General features: G+C 47.8%; 14 protein-coding genes. 2 read left to right on the top strand and 12 right to left on the bottom strand.

The annotated features are described in order from the left end of the window. Window positions 1–71: 71 nt before the first annotated feature. From AC58QO_RS19840 to AC58QO_RS19885, 10 genes are all read right to left on the bottom strand, one after another. Window positions 72–1,652 carry an extracellular solute-binding protein gene (locus AC58QO_RS19840; RefSeq protein ID WP_497268534.1) on the bottom strand — a complete coding sequence of 527 codons (1,581 nt, stop codon included), beginning with the start codon at window positions 1,650–1,652 and terminating at the stop codon, window positions 72–74. 150 nt (window positions 1,653–1,802) lie between these two features. Beyond that, window positions 1,803–2,684, bottom strand: a complete 882-nt coding sequence (locus AC58QO_RS19845) for a carbohydrate ABC transporter permease (RefSeq protein WP_497256339.1) — start codon at window positions 2,682–2,684, stop codon at window positions 1,803–1,805. 18 nt (window positions 2,685–2,702) lie between these two features. Continuing rightward, window positions 2,703–3,665: an ABC transporter permease gene (locus tag AC58QO_RS19850; protein ID WP_497256341.1), complete on the bottom strand. Its 963-nt coding sequence runs from the start codon at window positions 3,663–3,665 to the stop codon at window positions 2,703–2,705. A gap of 343 nt (window positions 3,666–4,008) precedes the next feature. Further along, window positions 4,009–7,119 (bottom strand): MMPL family transporter, encoded by a 3,111-nt coding sequence (locus tag AC58QO_RS19855; protein WP_497268536.1) that lies wholly within the window; start codon window positions 7,117–7,119, stop codon window positions 4,009–4,011. A gap of 66 nt (window positions 7,120–7,185) precedes the next feature. Beyond that, window positions 7,186–7,809, bottom strand: coding sequence for a TetR/AcrR family transcriptional regulator (locus tag AC58QO_RS19860; protein ID WP_497268538.1), 624 nt, complete (start codon window positions 7,807–7,809; stop codon window positions 7,186–7,188). A 124-nt stretch (window positions 7,810–7,933) separates the two neighbouring features. Beyond that, the gene (gene desA, locus AC58QO_RS19865; RefSeq protein ID WP_497268540.1) at window positions 7,934–8,971 is read right to left on the bottom strand and encodes a Delta(5) desaturase DesA; all 1,038 of its coding nucleotides are present in this window, start codon (window positions 8,969–8,971) and stop codon (window positions 7,934–7,936) included. A 229-nt stretch (window positions 8,972–9,200) separates the two neighbouring features. Continuing rightward, complete coding sequence (locus AC58QO_RS19870; protein WP_497268726.1) at window positions 9,201–9,812, bottom strand: flavin reductase family protein; 612 nt, start codon at window positions 9,810–9,812, stop codon at window positions 9,201–9,203. A gap of 31 nt (window positions 9,813–9,843) precedes the next feature. Beyond that, the gene (locus AC58QO_RS19875; RefSeq protein WP_497268542.1) at window positions 9,844–10,452 is read right to left on the bottom strand and encodes an alpha/beta hydrolase; all 609 of its coding nucleotides are present in this window, start codon (window positions 10,450–10,452) and stop codon (window positions 9,844–9,846) included. Beyond that, complete coding sequence (locus AC58QO_RS19880; protein ID WP_497268544.1) at window positions 10,449–11,405, bottom strand: ring-cleaving dioxygenase; 957 nt, start codon at window positions 11,403–11,405, stop codon at window positions 10,449–10,451. Before AC58QO_RS19880 ends, AC58QO_RS19875 begins: the two co-directional genes overlap by 4 nt. Before the next feature lie 116 nt (window positions 11,406–11,521). Continuing rightward, complete coding sequence (locus tag AC58QO_RS19885; protein WP_497268546.1) at window positions 11,522–11,965, bottom strand: MarR family winged helix-turn-helix transcriptional regulator; 444 nt, start codon at window positions 11,963–11,965, stop codon at window positions 11,522–11,524. A 267-nt stretch (window positions 11,966–12,232) separates the two neighbouring features. Between AC58QO_RS19885 and AC58QO_RS19890 the strand changes: the two genes are divergently transcribed. Further along, window positions 12,233–13,426 (top strand): MFS transporter, encoded by a 1,194-nt coding sequence (locus AC58QO_RS19890; protein ID WP_497268548.1) that lies wholly within the window; start codon window positions 12,233–12,235, stop codon window positions 13,424–13,426. 97 nt (window positions 13,427–13,523) lie between these two features. Here AC58QO_RS19890 and AC58QO_RS19895 read toward each other — a convergent pair whose 3' ends face one another. After that, window positions 13,524–15,272 (bottom strand): ABC transporter ATP-binding protein, encoded by a 1,749-nt coding sequence (locus tag AC58QO_RS19895; RefSeq protein WP_497268550.1) that lies wholly within the window; start codon window positions 15,270–15,272, stop codon window positions 13,524–13,526. 18 nt (window positions 15,273–15,290) lie between these two features. Further along, window positions 15,291–17,021: an ABC transporter ATP-binding protein gene (locus AC58QO_RS19900; RefSeq protein ID WP_497268727.1), complete on the bottom strand. Its 1,731-nt coding sequence runs from the start codon at window positions 17,019–17,021 to the stop codon at window positions 15,291–15,293. Window positions 17,022–17,219: 198 nt separating this feature from the next. Between AC58QO_RS19900 and AC58QO_RS19905 the strand changes: the two genes are divergently transcribed. After that, the gene (locus AC58QO_RS19905; RefSeq protein ID WP_497268552.1) at window positions 17,220–18,017 is read left to right on the top strand and encodes a hypothetical protein; all 798 of its coding nucleotides are present in this window, start codon (window positions 17,220–17,222) and stop codon (window positions 18,015–18,017) included. Window positions 18,018–18,095 lie beyond the last annotated feature (78 nt).

Consider the following 18,095-nt stretch of genomic DNA (forward strand, 5'->3'; position numbering starts at 1 on the left):
AAACCTGATGAAATGCACGCTCCCCACGCACCGTTGGGTACGTGAGGAGGCGGCATGCTCAGGATCTGAGCTTATTTTCTTGGCATCGACACAGTCGTACCGGAATCTTTGCTATTAAATTTCTCATTTGCTTCCTTGATTACATCATTTCCACCTTTGGACTTCCACTCGTCCAACACTTTCGGCCAGTCGGAAATTGGTTCTTTTCCGTAAACCATTTTAACCATGTGTTGAAGAAGTACAGGAGGTGCTTGGTCAGAAATAGGTGCAATATCAGGATTCTTTGCTAATGAGTCCAAACGAGGTTCGAATTCGATGCCATCGCGGCCTTCATTTTTCAAAGTTGTATCAAAAATATTCATCAACTTTTTACCTTCTTCAGTCAAGCCAAGCGTCCCTTTATTATAAGTTGTATCTTGAACCATCCACAAGAAGGATTGACGGTAACGCTCTTCATCTACAGCTGCAGTATCGGTTGGCTGTTTGTACTCAATTTTGCCATCTTTTTCTGTGTACGTGTCGCCAGCAATACCGAATGTGAAGAATTTCTCTGCTTCAGGAGACATCATCCAGTCGAAGAACTTGATGATTTGTTCAGCATTTTTCACGTTTTTGTTAATGAAATAAGCGCGCGGTGCTGCTCCATACAGGTAGTGACCACCTTTGCCATCTGGTCCTGTTGGTGCTGAAATGATTTCGATGTCACCAGCTGGAACGTTAGCTTTCAGTTGTGTTTCCCATTGCAGCATTTCATTCGCGTTCATGGACCACATACCCGCTTTACCAGCAAGAATCGTGTTCTTGAACACTGTTGCGTTGATCGTTGCGAATTCTTTATTGATTAAGCCTTCGTCAAACATCGTTTTGTACGTTTGAAGAGCTTTCATCATATTTTCTGTGTCATAGAATTTCGGCAATACTTGATCGCCTGACTTCTCGAACATGGACAAGTAAGGGTAGACGTCATAAGCACCGAAGAAGGAATCCGCGTACTTGAAGTTCTCACGACCCATATAAGGGTTCTCTACGCCCATTTCCTTGAACTTGCGAAGTACTTTCATGTACTCATCAACCGTTTTCGGAACGCCTAGGCCTGCTTTATCCAGCAAGTCCTTACGAACGAAGATGGCGCGGCGGGATGGGTTGGACAAGTATTCAGGAATCGCGAAAATTTTACCTTGATACGTCACTTTATCCCAAGCTTCTTTAGGCACTTTTTTCAGCAAATTCTGACCGTATTTCTTAAGCAGATCATCAAGCGGCATGAACACGCCAGCTTTCACGGAACCTGCCATTTCTTTGCCGTTTACACCGCCATTAGCCTGAACAACATCAGGAATGTCGTTTGTTGCAAACATTTGGATCATTTTCTGTTCATATTCTTTGTGTGGAACAAGCACGATATTCATATCGGAGTTCGTTAGCTCTTCAAGCTTCTTCACCCATTTGTCTTGATTGATATCAGGCGATTTCTCAACATGTCCGAATGCTAGTGTACGCATAGAGATCGAGAATTTCGTTTTTTCTGCAGGTTTAGCACTTGCTGCGCCCGCTGCGCTTGATGCTGGTTGGTCCTCCGTTTTCGTTCCGCAAGCAGCCAACATGGAAGCCATTAAAACGGTAGCCATTGTGACAGGAATCCATTTTTTCATTTATACCCCTCTTTTCATCTCGCTTAGATATGAATACTTTCCTGCTCTCATTGTAAAAGCGTTTACATTCCGCTGATATGGACTCTCTTTAGTTTGAATTGTCTTTTTTTTAGAATCTTGTAAAAATTAATCAATTCATGCAGATTATGTCTACGACTTAACCGATCCAACCATCATACCTTTGACGAAATGACGCTGTAAGAATGGGTAGATAATAATAATCGGAAGCGTCGCAATGATAATGGTAGCCATCTTGATACCCTCTGGATCCATATGGGCAAGCCCGCTGAATTGAGCGGCATTCGGATCGATACTAATATCCTCGGATACAATCAATTGACGCAGCTTGACTTGAAGCGGCCAAAGGGCCGGCTTATTTACGTAGTACAAGGCGCTTTGATACGTATTCCAGTGACTTACCGCATAGAAAATCCCTAGAGAAGCCATAACCGGTTTGGATAGAGGCAGCACAATGTTCCAGATCATTCTAAGCTCGGAACATCCGTCGATACGTCCGGAATCAATCAATTCACTCGGAATTTGCATGAAGAACGACCGCATAATGAAGAAGTTAAAGGCGCTGATCGCACCTGGAATCATTAAGGCCCAAAGTGAATTGGTCAGATGTAAATTTTTCATCAAAATAAAGTTAGGAATGAGTGGCGCTGTGAAGACCATCGTAATCAAAACCATAATAACGACAGCATTACGGCCAGCATACTCAGGGCGCGACACCGGATAAGCTAGTGAGGCAGTAGCAATCAGATTGATGAGTGTACCCAACACTGTAATATACACCGTTACTCCGAAAGAACGCCAGATTGCTGCGTCACTAAATACATATTGATAATTGATTGATGTAAATTCAACGGGCCAAAACAATACCTTTCCATTGACAATAGCTTCCGAGGAACTGAACGATTGAGCCAGCACGTTTAAGAACGGCAGGAGCATCGCTAGCGATAAAAGAGAAAGAAATAATATATTGAAGCCGTTGAACATTTGCCAGCCGGCTGTCGGCTTGCGATTCATATAGCGTTCACCTCCGTCTTAGTACAAGCTTTCACCCGTTGTTTTTTTGCTTAGAACATTACCTGTTACGATAAAGATCACGCCTACTACGGCTTTGAAAAGTCCAATAGCAGTTGTATAACTAAATTGTTGAGATAGTAATCCTTGGGTATAGATGTACGTATCTAAAATTTCACCGTTCGTTTTATTTAGCGGATTCAAGAACACGAAAACACGTTCGAAGCCGAAATCTAAGAATTTACCAATATGAAGCAGGAATAGAATCATGATCGTAGGCAGCAACGAAGGGAGCGTAATCGAAATCGTTTGTCTCCAACGGTTAGCGCCATCCACCTCAGACGCTTCATATAAATCGGGATTAATCCCAGCCAACGCCGCTAAATAAATGATCGTCCCATACCCGGAATCCCGCCAAATCCCTGAAGAGATCAACACGGTACGAATCCATGATTCTTCACCTAAGAAGTAAATAGGTTCAAATCCTAACCAAGTAATGAAGTGGTTGACAGCCCCTGTAGACGGAGAAAGAATGCCGATCGCAATCCCGCTCACGATTACCCATGACAGGAAGTGAGGCATGTACACGACCGTTTGAAGCACACGCTTATACACCACTAGGCGGAGCTCGTTCAATAGTAAGGCGAGAATGATTGGAGCTGGAAAACCTAGCAGCAAATCATAAACACCGATGAGTACCGTGTTTTTCAAAATATTTATAAAGTCATAGTGTGCAAACATGCGGGTAAAATGTTCAAGACCTACCCACTTGCTGCCTGTAAAGCCGTCGAAAATGTTGTAATCCTGAAATGCAATAACAGAGCCTAACAACGGTACGTACTTGAAAATAATAAAATAAATAATGCCCGGCAGCGATATTAGATATAGTGCCCTATACTTCCAAAACGTTCGCAGCAAGGCCTTCCCCTTACTCACCTGCGCACGCTGATTCATTTGCTTTACCGCTTGTGCGTTGACCGCCATCCTCTGGCCCCCCTCACTCATCTTCGTCGATGTTATAGGTCTATCGTACCTTGATACAGCGCTTTCAACAATGGAATGACTTTTCACCGACTTGTGTTTTTTTTAGGTTTTTGGGGTTGGGAGACAAAACAGAACGTCGTTCCTCTTTTTCATAGCTTTGCACTATTTCCAGGGATATTCGGCGAGATTAGCGGAACCACGTTCCGCAACTCGCAGAATAACCACAAAATCGACTGAATAGCGGAGCTATGTTCCGCAACTTTGGTTCTGCTCACTCCCGCATCTATCCACTAACAAAAAGTGCCCTCCCACAAAGGTGGGAAGGCACTTTTATTAAACATCGTTACGCTGTGCGGCTCTCCGTCGACACCTTGCGCGCCGTAACGCCACGCTTCGCACGAAGCGCTTCTGGCATCGCCAGCAATGCCGGCAGAAGCATCGGCAGCAAGACGAAGCAGAGCACGATGAGGCCAACGATGACCGCTACGGCCAGCTCGATCAACAGAACGAGGCCGGATGGCACGAGCGTGGCAAAGGTTCCGCCAAGGATGACCATCGCCGAAATCACTACGCCGCCGATGTGCTTGGCGGCTTGCACGATCGCCTTCGCTGGCGATAGGTCGCCAAGCTCTTTGTACCGCATCATCAGGAAGATGCTGTAGTCGACGCCGACAGCAATAATAATGATGAAGGAGAAGAACGGTACGAAGGAGGAAACGCCATCGGCACCGATGATTTTATCCGTTACGACATTCGTCGCTGTCATCGCCACGTAGTAGGAAATCACTAAGCTCAGGATGATGTAGACAGCTGGCCAGAAGGCACGAATAACGAACAGCAAGACAATGAATACACCGATAATAACAATAATCGCGGTGCTATTAAACGATTTCAGCTGCGCCTTGTTCGTGTCATACGTTGTCGAACTCGGCCCCGCCGCGCCTACCTTCGCATGCTCGAGCACTGTGCCCTTCACAATGGCAGCGAGCTCCGTGTTAATCGCTTCAATCGTATCCATCGCAGCCGATGAATACGGATCATCCTTCAGGATGACGATCATCTTCGTCATCGTCCGATCCTTGGACATGAAACTGTCCAAGGACTTCCCGAAATCCGCGCTCGTCAGCGCTTCTTTGGGGATGAAGAACGTCTTCGAGCCGTTCAGCTGCGTCAGGAACTGGCTCGTTAAGCCGAGCCCCTCGGACACGTCACCGAGTCCGTTGCCGCTCTGGCCAAGGCCGTCCTTCAGCTGGCCCATGCCGCCGCTGAGACCTGACAAGCCTTCGCTCAGCTTCTGCTGACCGTCTTTAACGCTGCCTAGCGCAGCGTTCAGCTTCGCCATGTTGGCCGCGATCTCGCGGCTGCCCGCGCTGCCTTGCTTCAGCCCGTTGGCCAGCTCAGCCGCACCGCTCTCCAGCTGAGCCAATCCTGCCGCTAGCTGCGCCTGCGCGCCGTTCACTTGCGTCAGGCCTTGCGTCGCCTCCGCAAAAGCGCTGTTCAGCTTGGCTGCGTTCTTGCCAAGCTCGCCAAGTCCGCCGCTCAGCTGCGTCAGGCCGGAGGCAAGCCCCTCACCCGTTTGCTTCAGCTTGATGTAATCCGCATCGGTGGTCAGCTGGCTGTACTTGCTGCCAAGTCCGCCAATCAACCCATTCATACCAACAAGCCCTTGCTGAATACCTGCAAGTTGCCCCTCGATCTGGGTGTAGCCATCCGTCATGGCACTGTAGCCCTGCCCCAGCTGAGTCAAACCATCGCTGATTTCCCCCGTATTGCTCTCAACTTGCGACATGCCATCCTTCAGCGCAGCAATTCCTGCGCTCAATTCACCTGCACCGCCAGCACCTTGCGCAATACCGCTAGCCACTTGATCCAATGCAGTCGTTAGCTTGCTATATCCGTCTTGAACTTGACCTGTGCCATCAACAAGTTGGCCAACACTTGATGTATCCGGCGCCGCCAGCTTACTTTGCATGAGTGTAAGTCCGTCGCGAATTTGATTTACACCCTTTTGCGAGGCTGTAATGCCGTCAGCCACGGTTTTGGTTTGGCTAGAGATATAGAAATCATCAATCGGCTTCGCTTGCGGCTGTGTCACGCTGGATACCATATCGACACCTGGAATGCTTTTCAGCTTCTCCGTCACCTTATCAATCGCAGCTAATCCCTCATTAGTGTTAAGCGGTTTGTCATTCTCCATAACAACCATCGTTGGCAGCGCCTGACCACGACTGAAATGATCCGCCACAAGGCTGAAGCCTTTGGTTGACGGGTGATCATTCCCAAGCTCCTTCAACTGGTCAAAAGACAGCTTCTGATGATTCGCAAGCGCAAGCGGAATTGTCACAATCAAAATGATAACCGTCGTTACAATCGGTCTTTTCACCGCGATTTTCGTCAAGCCCGCCCAGAATTTACTCTCTTTATGCCCCCCCATGCCTTTGGAAGGCCAAAAGAGCTTATTTCCGAGCATTTTCATGAAAAATGGCGTTACTGTTACGATTTGGAGCAGAAGTATAGCCGTACCAATCGCAACTACATTACCTGACTGATAAATACCGAAATCTGAGAACGTTAAGGCTGCAAACGCAATAAATACGGTTAAAATACTGTAGAAAATCGTTTTACCCGCCGTGCGGTAAGTCACAAGGATCGCTTCATCCACGGATAAGCCATGGGATAATTCCTCTTTGAACCGATTGAATAAAAGAATGTTATAATCCGTTCCAATCCCGAACAAAATCAAAATCAACAGCATTTGCGTGACACTCGTCACTGGGAAATTGAACTTATCGATGAGCTGCGCGGCAATACCCATGGACACGAGGTATGAAATACCGACCGCTAACAAGGAGACCACCGGAATAATGACGGAACGGAACATAATCACTAGGACAGCTAGGATGAAAATGACCGTTAATGCGGCACTTTTTTCGACGCCGGACTCAGAAACTTTAATATAATCATCCTGGATGAAATCCTCCCCAGAGAGGTAATACTCCACCTTCATATCCTTCAAAACATCTTCAAATTCCAGCTTAATGTCCTCGACGTGACGCCCTCTTTTATCCAAGGAAAAGCTCGCCATTAAGGTTGTGCCATCCTCAGAAATTAGTGAAGATTTCGCCTCTGGCATCGTAAAAGGATCAATCAACTGATTGAAGCCCAGCTCGGCTTGATGGCTTTTCAGATTTGTAATACCTGCCTCGATCGCCTTCATATCCGCATCTGACAGCTTGTTAGGGTTATGGAAAACCACGATATCACTCGTGCCCTCGACCCCATTGATCTTGTTCAAAATCGTGGATGCAACCTTCGAGGGGCTGTCACTGCGCAGCGGATCTTGCCCTCTTAAACCAAGGATCGCATTCACATTCGGTTGGAAAACCGTCAGCAACACCGTTGCCACCAACCAAACCGCTAGAATCGCCCAACGCCATTTAATAATTGATTTCATCTCTCTCTTCTCCTCCACTCACCTTGCCCGATAATAAACAAGCGTTCATTATTGAGCTAAATTTTTTTATTGCTGTGTAAGCTTTATTTTTTCTGCAATACCTGTGCAAAACAGGTACAACAGTTCATCAACGAGCATCTTGATCGTATCGCCATCCTCATGATCGCGCAAAATAAGACAAATACTCTCAATCATTGTAGTCGCAATCATGCGTGCCGCTAGCTGATCTTTCTGTGGCAGCGTGCCTGATGGCGCCAATTCTGCCGTAAATACTTCTGAGATAATCTGATGCACTAGTGTAATCATGTCTTGTTTCGCCGAAGCAAATCGAGAGCCTTCACTCAGATTAAGCAGAATCGTAAGCTCCGTGCTGGACTCCTTGAAAAGCAGCATCAGAGAGGCATCAATTCTACGCAGGATCAGCAAATGATCAGACAAAGCCGTACAAAGGGTGTCATCCACCTCTTGCTTACATACGCGCAGAACCTCGGCTAATTGCTCCTGAATGGGCTGAATCAGCTCATCGAACAGATCATCCTTGCTCTTAAAGTAACGATAAATGTTACCTGGTGTTATGCCTGCGGCATCTGCAATTTGCCGAATGGAGGCTTTCAAATATCCATGCTTCTTGAACTCGGCCAAAGCCGCTTGGCGGATACTCTTTTTGACTTCATCTTTTAAAATTTGCATTAATAAACACCCGTTCACTTTTTGACATCATAAATGGATTATACAGCGCCCATTAGGCCATTTCAACGCTATTATTAAAAAAAAAGAGCCCAACCCGCATATGCTCACAGGTCGGACACAATTCTTAATCAAGGTCTACTGCTTTAATAATACGAGGCTTCACTTTTACTCGGAATTGCTTCAAATCCTTGAACTGAATGAACTTCTTGGATTCCTCATTCCAAATACGGAATTTCAGAGATTCCAGGCTCGTTTTCAGTGTAATCGTCTGCACATTACGAAGTGCTGCGTTCTTATTGTGAACCTTTTGCAAATGATAATTAGGTACGCGCGGGCTTAAATGATGAATATGGTGATAACCGATATTGCCAGTAATCCAATGTAAAATACGCGGCAAATTGTAGAATGAGCTGCCGTGCATCGCTGCTTTGACATAATCCCACTCTTTATCATTCTCATAGTACGTTTCTTCATAGTTATGCTGTACATAGAACAGCCAAATGCCCGCCATACCTGAGAAGAAGAACATCGGACCTTGAATCAGCAAGAACGACTGCCAGCCGATGCCCCAACAAAGTAGAGCAATGCTGCCAACAATACCGATATTGGTGATATACGTATTGATTCTTTCTTTCATGCCTACCTTCCTGCGGTTAAACCGGTAATCAATGAGGAAGATGAAGATTGGTCCAATAACAAACATTACGAACGGACTGCGATATAGGCGATATGTCATTCGTTTGAGCCATGTTGCTTGCATATATTCATCCACGGTAAGCGTCCAGATGTCGCCAACGCCTCTTTTATCCAAGTTACCACTAGATGCATGGTGAACAGAGTGTGTATGACGCCATTGATGGTACGGTACGAAGGTTAATATTCCTGTTAGTGTGCCAACAATTTCATTGGCGAGTTTGTTTTTGAAAAAAGATTTGTGACAGCAATCATGAAAAATGATAAATATGCGGATTAAGAATCCTGCGGCTATTAAATCAATCACGAAAGTTAGCCAAATGGAAACGGAAAGACTTAGAAAAGCAAAATACCAAAGCACGAAAAAGGGTCCCACTGTGTTGATGATTTGCCACACACTATGCTTCATATGTGGTCTTTCGTAAGGCGCGATATCTTTCCGCCACCCACCCTTATCCTCATGCTTCATCCTGTTAGAACTCCCTCTCTCCACGTCGTGTCGGATCTTGTAAGTTAATATCCTTTGAAGTAGTACGTTACGAATCGAAATAAGTTCCCGTTATAGGATAACTAATATTACATTGCTGTCTCATCATACGTGGGTAAACCCATTTTGTAAAATGCAATATAAGTAATTCTTATGAGAAGAGACGAAGTGCCTCTCGTTCTGAGTAAGAACGAAGCTCTTCGTCTCTTTGTTAAATGGGTCGATCCAGTGTAAAAAGCTCACCCAACTTCGCGTAGGAGCTGCCGGCTAACCTGCTGACAGGTTTTACTTTCTGTGGATCAATATGCCCATTGTCAATTAAGTTATCATCGATGTGAAAATAAACGACACGTCCGATAAGCAAATCTGCCGCAGGTGCATCCGATGTTCCGCCAAGCGGGATTGCTTGCTCGAGGACACATTCCATGCGGATGCTGGCCTCGGCGATGCCAGGGACAGCGATTTGGCGACTCGCGACGGGCGTTAGCCCGGTCAGCGCCACTTCGCTTTCTTCAGGCGGCAGCGCTGCAGCGCTCTGGTTGATCTGGTCGATATAGGATTCGTCGGAGATATGAACGACGAAAGCCCCTGTATCGACCGCGTTGCGGGAGGTGTCCTTGCGGACACCCTGCTTCCGCTGCACGGAGACGGCGATCATCGGCGGGTCTGCCGTGACGATGGTGAAATAGCTGAAGGGAGCGGCGTTCAGCACGCCTTCTTTCGATAAGGTCGTGACAAAGGCGATCGGCCGTGGAATAATGCTGCCGATGAGCAGCTTATAGTTCTCTCGCTCGGATTGTGATGATGGATCTATACCTAACATCGTCATAGTGGCAATCCCCTCTCTTCAACTGTTAGAGTGAGAGCCCTTTGAGCCAATCGGCCGCTGCGAAAACCTCAGAGCGCGTCAATTGGTGCCCTGAATGCTCCCAATGCACATGAACATCGGCTCCAGCGTCGCTCAATAGGTGCTCTAGCTCCTCAGACTCCTCAGGGGAGCAGATCGGATCGTTCTTGCCTGCGCCGATGAAGATAGGCGTATCTGTGAGATCTGGCAGCTGCAGGCCGCGCCGCGGCACCATGGGATGATGCAGAATGGCGGCGCGCAGCGCATTCGGGTAATGGAACAAAAGGCTGCCCGCGATATTCGCGCCGTTCGAGTAACCGATGGCGACGACGTTACTGCGATCGAAGCCCTGCTCTACCGCTGCTGTCTCGAGGAAATCATACACTTCCTTCGTGCGGAAGATGAGATCCTCCTCGTCGAAGATGCCTTCAGCCAGCCGGCGGAAGAACCGCGGCATGCCATTCTCTAGGACGTTCCCCCGTACACTCAGTACGGAGGAGGTTGGTGAAATCGCCTGCGCCAAAGGCAGCAGGTCTTGCTCTGTCCCGCCGGTTCCGTGAAACAGAACGAGCACAGGCGCTGTCACATCAGATCCTTGCTGATAAATATGTTTCATTGTTTATCACCTTCCAATACTCGCACTTCAATCGGCGGCAGATTTTTCACGATTTGATCACGGCTTGCTTCGAACCATTCCGGCAGCATCAATTTCTCGCCAAGCGCTTCCGGCTCTTCATCTCTTGCAAAGCCTGGAGGATCCGTAGCAATTTCAAACAGGATGCCGCCTTCTTCACGGAAGTAAATCGCGTTGAAATATTGACGATCGACGATTGGCGTAGGGTGGTAGCCATGGCTTGCCACGTGACTTCTCCATAGTGCGTGCTCTGCATCATCTTTGGCGCGCCATGCGATGTGATGCACCGTTCCCGCTCCTCCGGCGCCGTAGTCCATCGGCGTTACGTTGATATCGACGATATTCCCTAGGTCACCGAAGGAGGCAAAGCGTGCGTAGGCCCCTTCTTGCCCTATTTTTTGCAGACCCATAACGTTTACGATGAGTTCCGAAGTTTTGTCTGGAGCAGTACTGTACAGAACAGCACCTCCGAAGCCTTTAATCGCTTTTTCCACTGGTACGCCGCCAAATGCCCACTGACTAAGCGCTCCCTGCTCGCGCTCCACGATTTCAAGTCTCAGACCATCTGGATCCTTGAACTGCAGATACGTTTCGCCAAATCGTGATGTTTTCTCGAAGGCGATGCTGAATTGCGCTAGACGCGCTTCCCAGAAGGAAAGGCTGCCCGTTGGCACAGCATACGTGGTTATACCGACTTGCCCTCCGCCGATCCGCCCTTTGCGGGAGCCTGCATAAGGGAAGAAAGTAATAATGGTACCTGGGCTTCCTGCTTCATTACCGAAATAGAGATGGTAAACTTCCGGTGCATCAAAGTTGATTGTTTTTTTGATCATCCGAAGTCCCAAAATACCAGCGTAGAAATCAACAGTTGCCTGTGCATGTTGTACAAAAGCGGTAATATGGTGAATACCTGCAGTTTGTTGTGTTGTTGTCATAATTGCCAACTCCTTCATATTTAAGAATCTTTATTTTAAGATAGTTTGCGTAAGATGTTATTTATTATGCTGAAAATTGCTGGATCAAGTTAAGAAGAGTTTCAAAGTGCTTCTCTCTATTTGAAACCTTCTTGCGCGAATTTGCCAAGCTTCTTTAATAACTGACTTGCGAGCCTTTTCTCTTCATCCGTCAACCCTGCTACCGCACTCTCGATCACTTCTGCGTGCTTCGGAAATACGTGCTCAATAAATTGTTTCCCTTTTTCCGTAATTTCAGCAAAAATCAATCTGCGATCTTCCGTCGATGTATTTCGTGTGACGAATTCCTTTTTCACCAGTTTATCGACGACATACGTGATGTTTCCGCTGCTCATCAGCACCTTGCTGCCAATTTGTTGAATAGCTTGCGCACCCTTGTGGTAAAGCAGCTCCAGAACACCAAATTCTGTGCGGTTCAGTCCATGCTTGCGAATATCTCGATCCCCGTGGGCATTCACCCACTCACTCGCTCTAGAAAGGGCGATGTACAGATCTAGAGAATCATTTCTCGTTTCGCTCATGTCGCTTCACCTCATTTCTTTGTTTCGTTTATCTTAATTTAAAGATACTCTACTTTAAGATAATTGTCAACAGGTGAATTGAAAATGCAGCAAGAGTTTCAACCTTTTTTAAGTGCCATTCCACATTGTCTGATATTCGATATCATTCCCTAACTCATATTCCCGTATTTATGGCAAAAAGATGCACAGAATGTCACACCTTGTTCGCCAGTACACGTGGTATGATTAAGCCTTTAAGAATGGTAAGAAAGGTTGGTTTCCACAATTATGAACACTTCACAAGTCTTACACGGGACAGTGGCCGAGAAAGAACGGTTCCCTATCTCCCTTTTCTCTCTAACGGTTGGCGCCTTCGCTATCGGTATGACCGAGTTCGTGATCATGGGGATTCTGCCCAATGTGGCTGATGACTTGAACGTTAGCATTTCTCAAGCTGGTCAGTTGATCACGGGTTACGCATTGGGCGTCGCCTTCGGTGCTCCTGTTCTCGCGATGCTGACCCATAAGCTGCCGCAAAAGCGCCTCCTTTTGATGCTGATGCTCATATTCATCCTGGGTAATGGCTTGGCCGCGCTAGCCCCCTCCTATGGGATCGTGCTCGTAGCTCGACTAATCACCGCTTTGGCACACGGGACCTTCTTCGGTGTCGGCTCTGTCATTGCCGCGAATTTGGTCCGACCCGAGAAGCGCGCCAGTGCTATTTCGGTGATGATGGCGGGGTTGACCATCGCGAATATTCTTGGCGTACCGCTTGGCACGTACATCGGTCAGCATCTCGGCTGGCGAGCATCTTTCGGCTCCGTTGTGATCATGGGGATCATCTCATTCATCGGCATTCTTATCTTCATTCCACAGATTAAGCAGAAGACGAATAGCAGCCTTGTGAGGCAGGTTCGCTCGCTTATGCAGCCGCGATTGCTGCTCGTTTTTCTGATTGGTGCGTTAGGCTGTAGCAGCTTGTTTGCCGTATTCACCTACATCGCACCCATTCTTATCAACATTACAGGCTTCAAGGAAAGCAGCGTAACGTGGATTCTCGTCTTGTTCGGCTTTGGCGTGACGCTCGGCAACATTGTTGGCGGGAAAATGGCTGACTGGAAGCTCATGCCGTCCTTGATCGGCAATTTTGCTGCATTATCACTCATTCTAGCTGTCTTCGCGTATACAGATCAGTACCCGGTTGCCGCGATTGTCACCATATTCATATGGGGAATTGCGTCGTTCGGGATTTTGCCTGGACTGCAGATTCGCATCATGAATCTGGCGAAAGAAGCACCAGAGCTGGCCGCCACATCAACGCATTCTGCGTTGAATCTTGGCAATGCTGGCGGTGCTTTTCTCGGTGGCTGGGCGATTACGCACACCGGCCTTCCATCTTTGCCATGGATCGGCGCGGGATTGACCGCGGCGGGGTTTGTTTTGATGTTGTGGAGTTATTTGCGGGAACGTACGGTGAAGTAAGCATAGGTTTCCCGTTAAGCCCACTGCGGTCGGGCCCAACTTCCGACCCGACCAAAAGAAAAAGGCGCCTCCTCATCCCGAGGAAGCGCCTTTTTCTTTACCCACTAACTGCCGAAGCACCCTTCTGCAGTTGGTACATTTTTGCGTAGCGCCCGCCCAGCGCCATGAGCGTCTCGTGATTACCCCGCTCGGCGATCTCGCCGCGGTGGAGCACAAGAATTTGATCCGCATCGCGGATCGTGGACAACCGATGGGCGATGATAAGTGTCGTCCGCCCTTCGCTCACAACCTGCAGCGCTTTCTGGATCAGCCCTTCGGTCTCACTGTCGATGCTGGCTGTCGCCTCATCGAGGATCAGGATCGACGGGTCGAACGCCAACGCGCGCGCGAACGAAATCAACTGCCGCTGGCCGGAGGACAGCGTGCTTCCCCGCTCTACGACCTGCTCGTCGTACCCTTTCGGCAGCTGCTCGATAAAGCCAGCCGCGCCGACATCACGCAGTGCAGCCTTCACTCTGTCCAATGAGATATTCTGATTGTACAGGCTCACGTTGAATTTGATGTCCCCCGCAAACAAGAACGGATCCTGCAATACGATCCCCATATGCTTGCGCAGCGCCTGTTTCGACATCCCCTTGATGTTATGCCCATCAATCGTAATGGCGCCCTCATTCGGCTCGTAGAAGCCGAGGAGCAGGTTCAGGATGGAGCTTTTGCCTGATCCGGTGTGCCCGACTAGGGCGATCGTTTCCCCTTTTCGCGCCTCAAAGGAGATTCCCTTCAATACATTTTCCCCTTCTTTATAGGCAAAGGTGACATTATCGAACTTCACAATGCCCTCGGGACGGCGAACGTGATCCGTGTTCTCCACTTCTTGGCCTTCCATATCCAGGATGGTGAATACCTTTTCCGCGGATACGAAAGCCCGCTGCGCATTCGTCAACTGATCGAAAATCCCAATGATCGGCTGAAAAATCCGGCCCAAATAATCAATAAAGGCATAAAACACCCCGAAGGAAATAGCGGTCTCTAAGGATTTTCCGCCAAAATACCAAATCACCATCGCTGTCACCAAACTGCCTATCGTCCCCACCACGTTACGAGTAGAAAGGCCATAAATCCGAAACTGATTCCGTTGGTTGACATATCGATCCATGTTGAGCACTTCGAACTCATCCAGCGTAACTTTCTCCCGACGAAAAGCCTGAATGATCGGCATCACGACGATCGACTCATTGATCATCGCGTTCATATCGCTGAGTCTAGCGCGCATGATAGTAATAAAAACTTTCGAATATTTGAGATGAATGTACATGATCACCACAAAAATCGGCGGCAGCACTAAGCAGAACATCGCCAGCTGCCAATCCAATAGGAAAAGTGCGATGTAAATACCGACTAGCTGCAGCATGCTAACAACGAAAGTTGCCATGAAGCTCATAAAGAGATCGCGAACAGCCTCCGTATCATTGGCGATACGAGATACAACCTGGCCGATCGGCGTGTTATCGAAATAACGCAGCGAAATGCGCTGAATGTGCCCCATCAGATCCATCCGCATGTTCTTAATAATTTGCAGGGCGGTGGATTGGAGGATATAAGCCTGTGAGTAATTACATAAACCCGCTGTTATCAATAAACCCAAATAGATACCGAGCAATTTAAGCACAGGACCCATTTCATTCGCACCGGTTGAAAGATACTTATCAATAATTGTTTTCGTTATATAAGGCCCGCCCAGCTCGGCAGCTACTGAACAGCAAAGAATAAGCAGCGCTCCGAGAATTCTGAACTTGTAGACGAGAGCATATGAAATCAGTCGTCTGGCCGTTGTCGGTTTAGACAAAATAGTCGTCCTCCTTTCTTAATCCTCGAGACTGGCTTCCATCTGTTGACGATCCCATTGCTCGCGGTACCAACCTCCGAAATGCATGAGCTCCTCATGCGTACCTTCTTCAATGACTCTGCCCTCATCAAGAACGAGAATCCAATTCGCGTGACTCACGGCAGATAGTCGATGCGTAGAAATGAGTGTCGTACGACCCGCGCGTTCCTTGCGAATGTGCTGAAGAATGCGACTTTCCGTACGTGCATCAACAGCTGATAATGAATCATCCAGCAGCAAAATCTCCGAATCAATCAATAACGCTCTCGCTATCGCTAAACGCTGTTTCTGACCACCGGACAACATAACACCATTCTCACCAACAATTGTTGCTAAGCCATCTGGCATCTGAGCAATATCTTGGGTAAAAGAGGCCATTTCCACGGCGTGCGCAATCTCTTCCGGCGAAGCCGTATGTTTCCCTAATGCGACATTATCGCGAATGGATTTCGATAGTAATAGATGCTCCTGCGGCACGTAGGCCACCCAGCGTTTCATTTGATCAATGGCAATTTGCTCAATCGGTACACCCGAAATGCGCAACTTACCTGGCTCCAGCGGATATTGGCGCAGCAATTGCTTGAGCAGCGTGCTTTTGCCACTGCCGGTTCGACCGACGATACCCAGCGTTTGTCCTCGCTCTAGCTGAAAAGAAACATGAACGAGACTCGGATGGTTCGCAGTCGGGTACGTGAACGTCAAATCGTTCATCTCAATACGTTCTGGCACAGCGATGTCGATCGGCTTCTCGGCATCAACGAGATCTGCCTTCTGCGACAGCGCCTTATCCAGACGATCCGCTGAGGCACTGCCCCGTTGCAGAACATTAATAAACTCGCCAAAGGAAATCATCGGCCAGATCAGCATACCGAGGTAAATATTGAAGGAAATCAGCTGTCCCAGCGTGATTTCACCTTGAAACACGAGATACGAGCCGTATCCGATGCCAATCGAATAGCTGATGCCAACGATCAATGAGGTCAACGGTTGGAACAGCGCATTGAGCATGGAGACGCGGCGATTCTTGTTCATCACATCCGATGTAACATCATCGAATGCCTTCAAATCCTGCGCTTCTTGCACATAGGAGCGAATAACTCGGATGCCGGAGATCGATTCTAACGCATGATCGTTCATGACACCAAAGGAAGCTTGTGCTGCCAGGAAGCGCACTCGCACCTTTTTGCCTAACAGATTAATCATCAAGGCAAGACAAGGCAGCGGAATTAGCGCCGCAAGCATTAATTTGAAGGAGATCAACGACACCATCGTAATAATAACAACAGATGCGCCAACAATCGTTGAAACGAGCGTCATCACCCCGTAACCGGAGGTTTGACCAATCGCTAGAATATCATTCGTCGCCAGCGCCATCAGCTGTCCCGTCGAGTTGCGTTGGAAAAATGGCGGAGACATTTTGGACAAATGCGTCAATAAACGCCCACGAAGCAGCTTCTCCACCAAAGCAGAGTTACCGAATAGGTTCGTGATCCACAAGAAGGTCATGACATACAGCAGCAGCGAAAGTCCAATCAGCAAGTAAACCGTATGATGAAGCCCGGAAGCTGTTAAATTCCCAGTACGAATATGGTCGATGATATTCCCAATCATTTTTGGCGGAATCGTCGCTAATAAATTCACACCGATTAATAGGGAGACTGCCAGTACATAATACTTCCATCTCTCTTTGAAAAACCAGCGAAGCTTCATAACAAAAGACAAATTTCCCACCTCTTTTTGAATTTCTTGGCATACTCATTGATTTTATAGTTTAAGCTAAGTGAAGTCCACACCCGATCTTTTTTAAAATGAAACTTTCAGCTCGTCTGCAACCTAATCACAGACACGATCGACAGAGAGCGCAGGACACTACCATATTTTACATAAAGGAAGGAAGTCACCACTTACATGAAACCGATGATGAAAAAAACGCTAGCTATCCTCTCCCTATCCAGCATGCTGACAACAGGAGCGGCTTATGCAGCTACCATGGAAGCTGTTGTTCCCGATATGCATGCGAAGCAAATTCAGCCCATTAAAACGCAGTTTGATGTTGCCGTTCAAGTAAATGGACAAGCAACCGAGAATGGCTATGTGAAAACTTTGCACGGTTCCATCGCTTCTAAAGGGAATTCCGTTGCGATCTCGATGAAAGAGGAAGCTAAGAAGATGCAATCGACTGGTGTCATTACCTCTATTCGCACTACAGGCGATAACGCACAGATTCACATTCAAGACACGGGTACAGGCGGTATCGTTCTTAATGTGAGCCCGGAAACGACCTACCAAATGCTTGACGGCACGAAGCTGACGCTAGCTGATCTTCATGTTGGTTTAACGATCACTGCAGAGCATTCCCTGGCGATGACACTTAGCTTGCCGCCGCAAACGTCCGCATCCAACATCACTGTGCTCGATACAGCAGCTCATAAAGGTGCGCTAGGTACAGCGGGTGTAATCGATGCTGTGCGCGAAGACGGAAGCCTTCTCGTTAAAGGCCAAGGACTTACCGAAGATGCACCAGGTGAGATTGTTCTTACAGTTGGAGCTGACACAGCCGTCGTGGATGGCAAAGGAAACCCTGTGGAGAAATCCGCATTGGTTAAAGGCACGAACGTTATCGGATTCTACGGCCCGATGATGACCAAAAGCTTGCCGCCCATCAGCAACGCTTGGAAAATCGTTATAGCTGCTCCGCAAGAATAGGCATCTTCAATAAGAACCTTCCCTGACAGGGAAGGTTCTTTGCTTTCTAAAGAGTCGTATTCATGATGGATGTACACT

It is taken from the genome of Paenibacillus sp. J31R30, from assembly GCF_059692115.1.

What these genes read in the sequence shown, in the direction of transcription:
- AC58QO_RS19860 (WP_497268538.1), bottom strand. Translation starts at nt 7,809, where the DNA reads ATGCAAATTTTAAAAGATGAAGTCAAAAAGAGTATCCGCCAAGCGGCT.
- AC58QO_RS19890 (WP_497268548.1), top strand. Translation starts at nt 12,233, where the DNA reads ATGAACACTTCACAAGTCTTACACGGGACAGTGGCCGAGAAAGAACGG.
- AC58QO_RS19905 (WP_497268552.1), top strand. Translation starts at nt 17,220, where the DNA reads ATGAAACCGATGATGAAAAAAACGCTAGCTATCCTCTCCCTATCCAGC.
- AC58QO_RS19885 (WP_497268546.1), bottom strand. Translation starts at nt 11,965, where the DNA reads ATGAGCGAAACGAGAAATGATTCTCTAGATCTGTACATCGCCCTTTCT.
- AC58QO_RS19840 (WP_497268534.1), bottom strand. Translation starts at nt 1,652, where the DNA reads ATGAAAAAATGGATTCCTGTCACAATGGCTACCGTTTTAATGGCTTCC.
- AC58QO_RS19845 (WP_497256339.1), bottom strand. Translation starts at nt 2,684, where the DNA reads ATGAATCGCAAGCCGACAGCCGGCTGGCAAATGTTCAACGGCTTCAAT.
- AC58QO_RS19870 (WP_497268726.1), bottom strand. Translation starts at nt 9,812, where the DNA reads ATGTTAGGTATAGATCCATCATCACAATCCGAGCGAGAGAACTATAAG.
- desA (WP_497268540.1), bottom strand. Translation starts at nt 8,971, where the DNA reads ATGAAGCATGAGGATAAGGGTGGGTGGCGGAAAGATATCGCGCCTTAC.
- AC58QO_RS19855 (WP_497268536.1), bottom strand. Translation starts at nt 7,119, where the DNA reads ATGAAATCAATTATTAAATGGCGTTGGGCGATTCTAGCGGTTTGGTTG.
- AC58QO_RS19880 (WP_497268544.1), bottom strand. Translation starts at nt 11,405, where the DNA reads ATGACAACAACACAACAAACTGCAGGTATTCACCATATTACCGCTTTT.
- AC58QO_RS19900 (WP_497268727.1), bottom strand. Translation starts at nt 17,021, where the DNA reads ATGAAGCTTCGCTGGTTTTTCAAAGAGAGATGGAAGTATTATGTACTG.
- AC58QO_RS19875 (WP_497268542.1), bottom strand. Translation starts at nt 10,452, where the DNA reads ATGAAACATATTTATCAGCAAGGATCTGATGTGACAGCGCCTGTGCTC.
- AC58QO_RS19850 (WP_497256341.1), bottom strand. Translation starts at nt 3,665, where the DNA reads ATGGCGGTCAACGCACAAGCGGTAAAGCAAATGAATCAGCGTGCGCAG.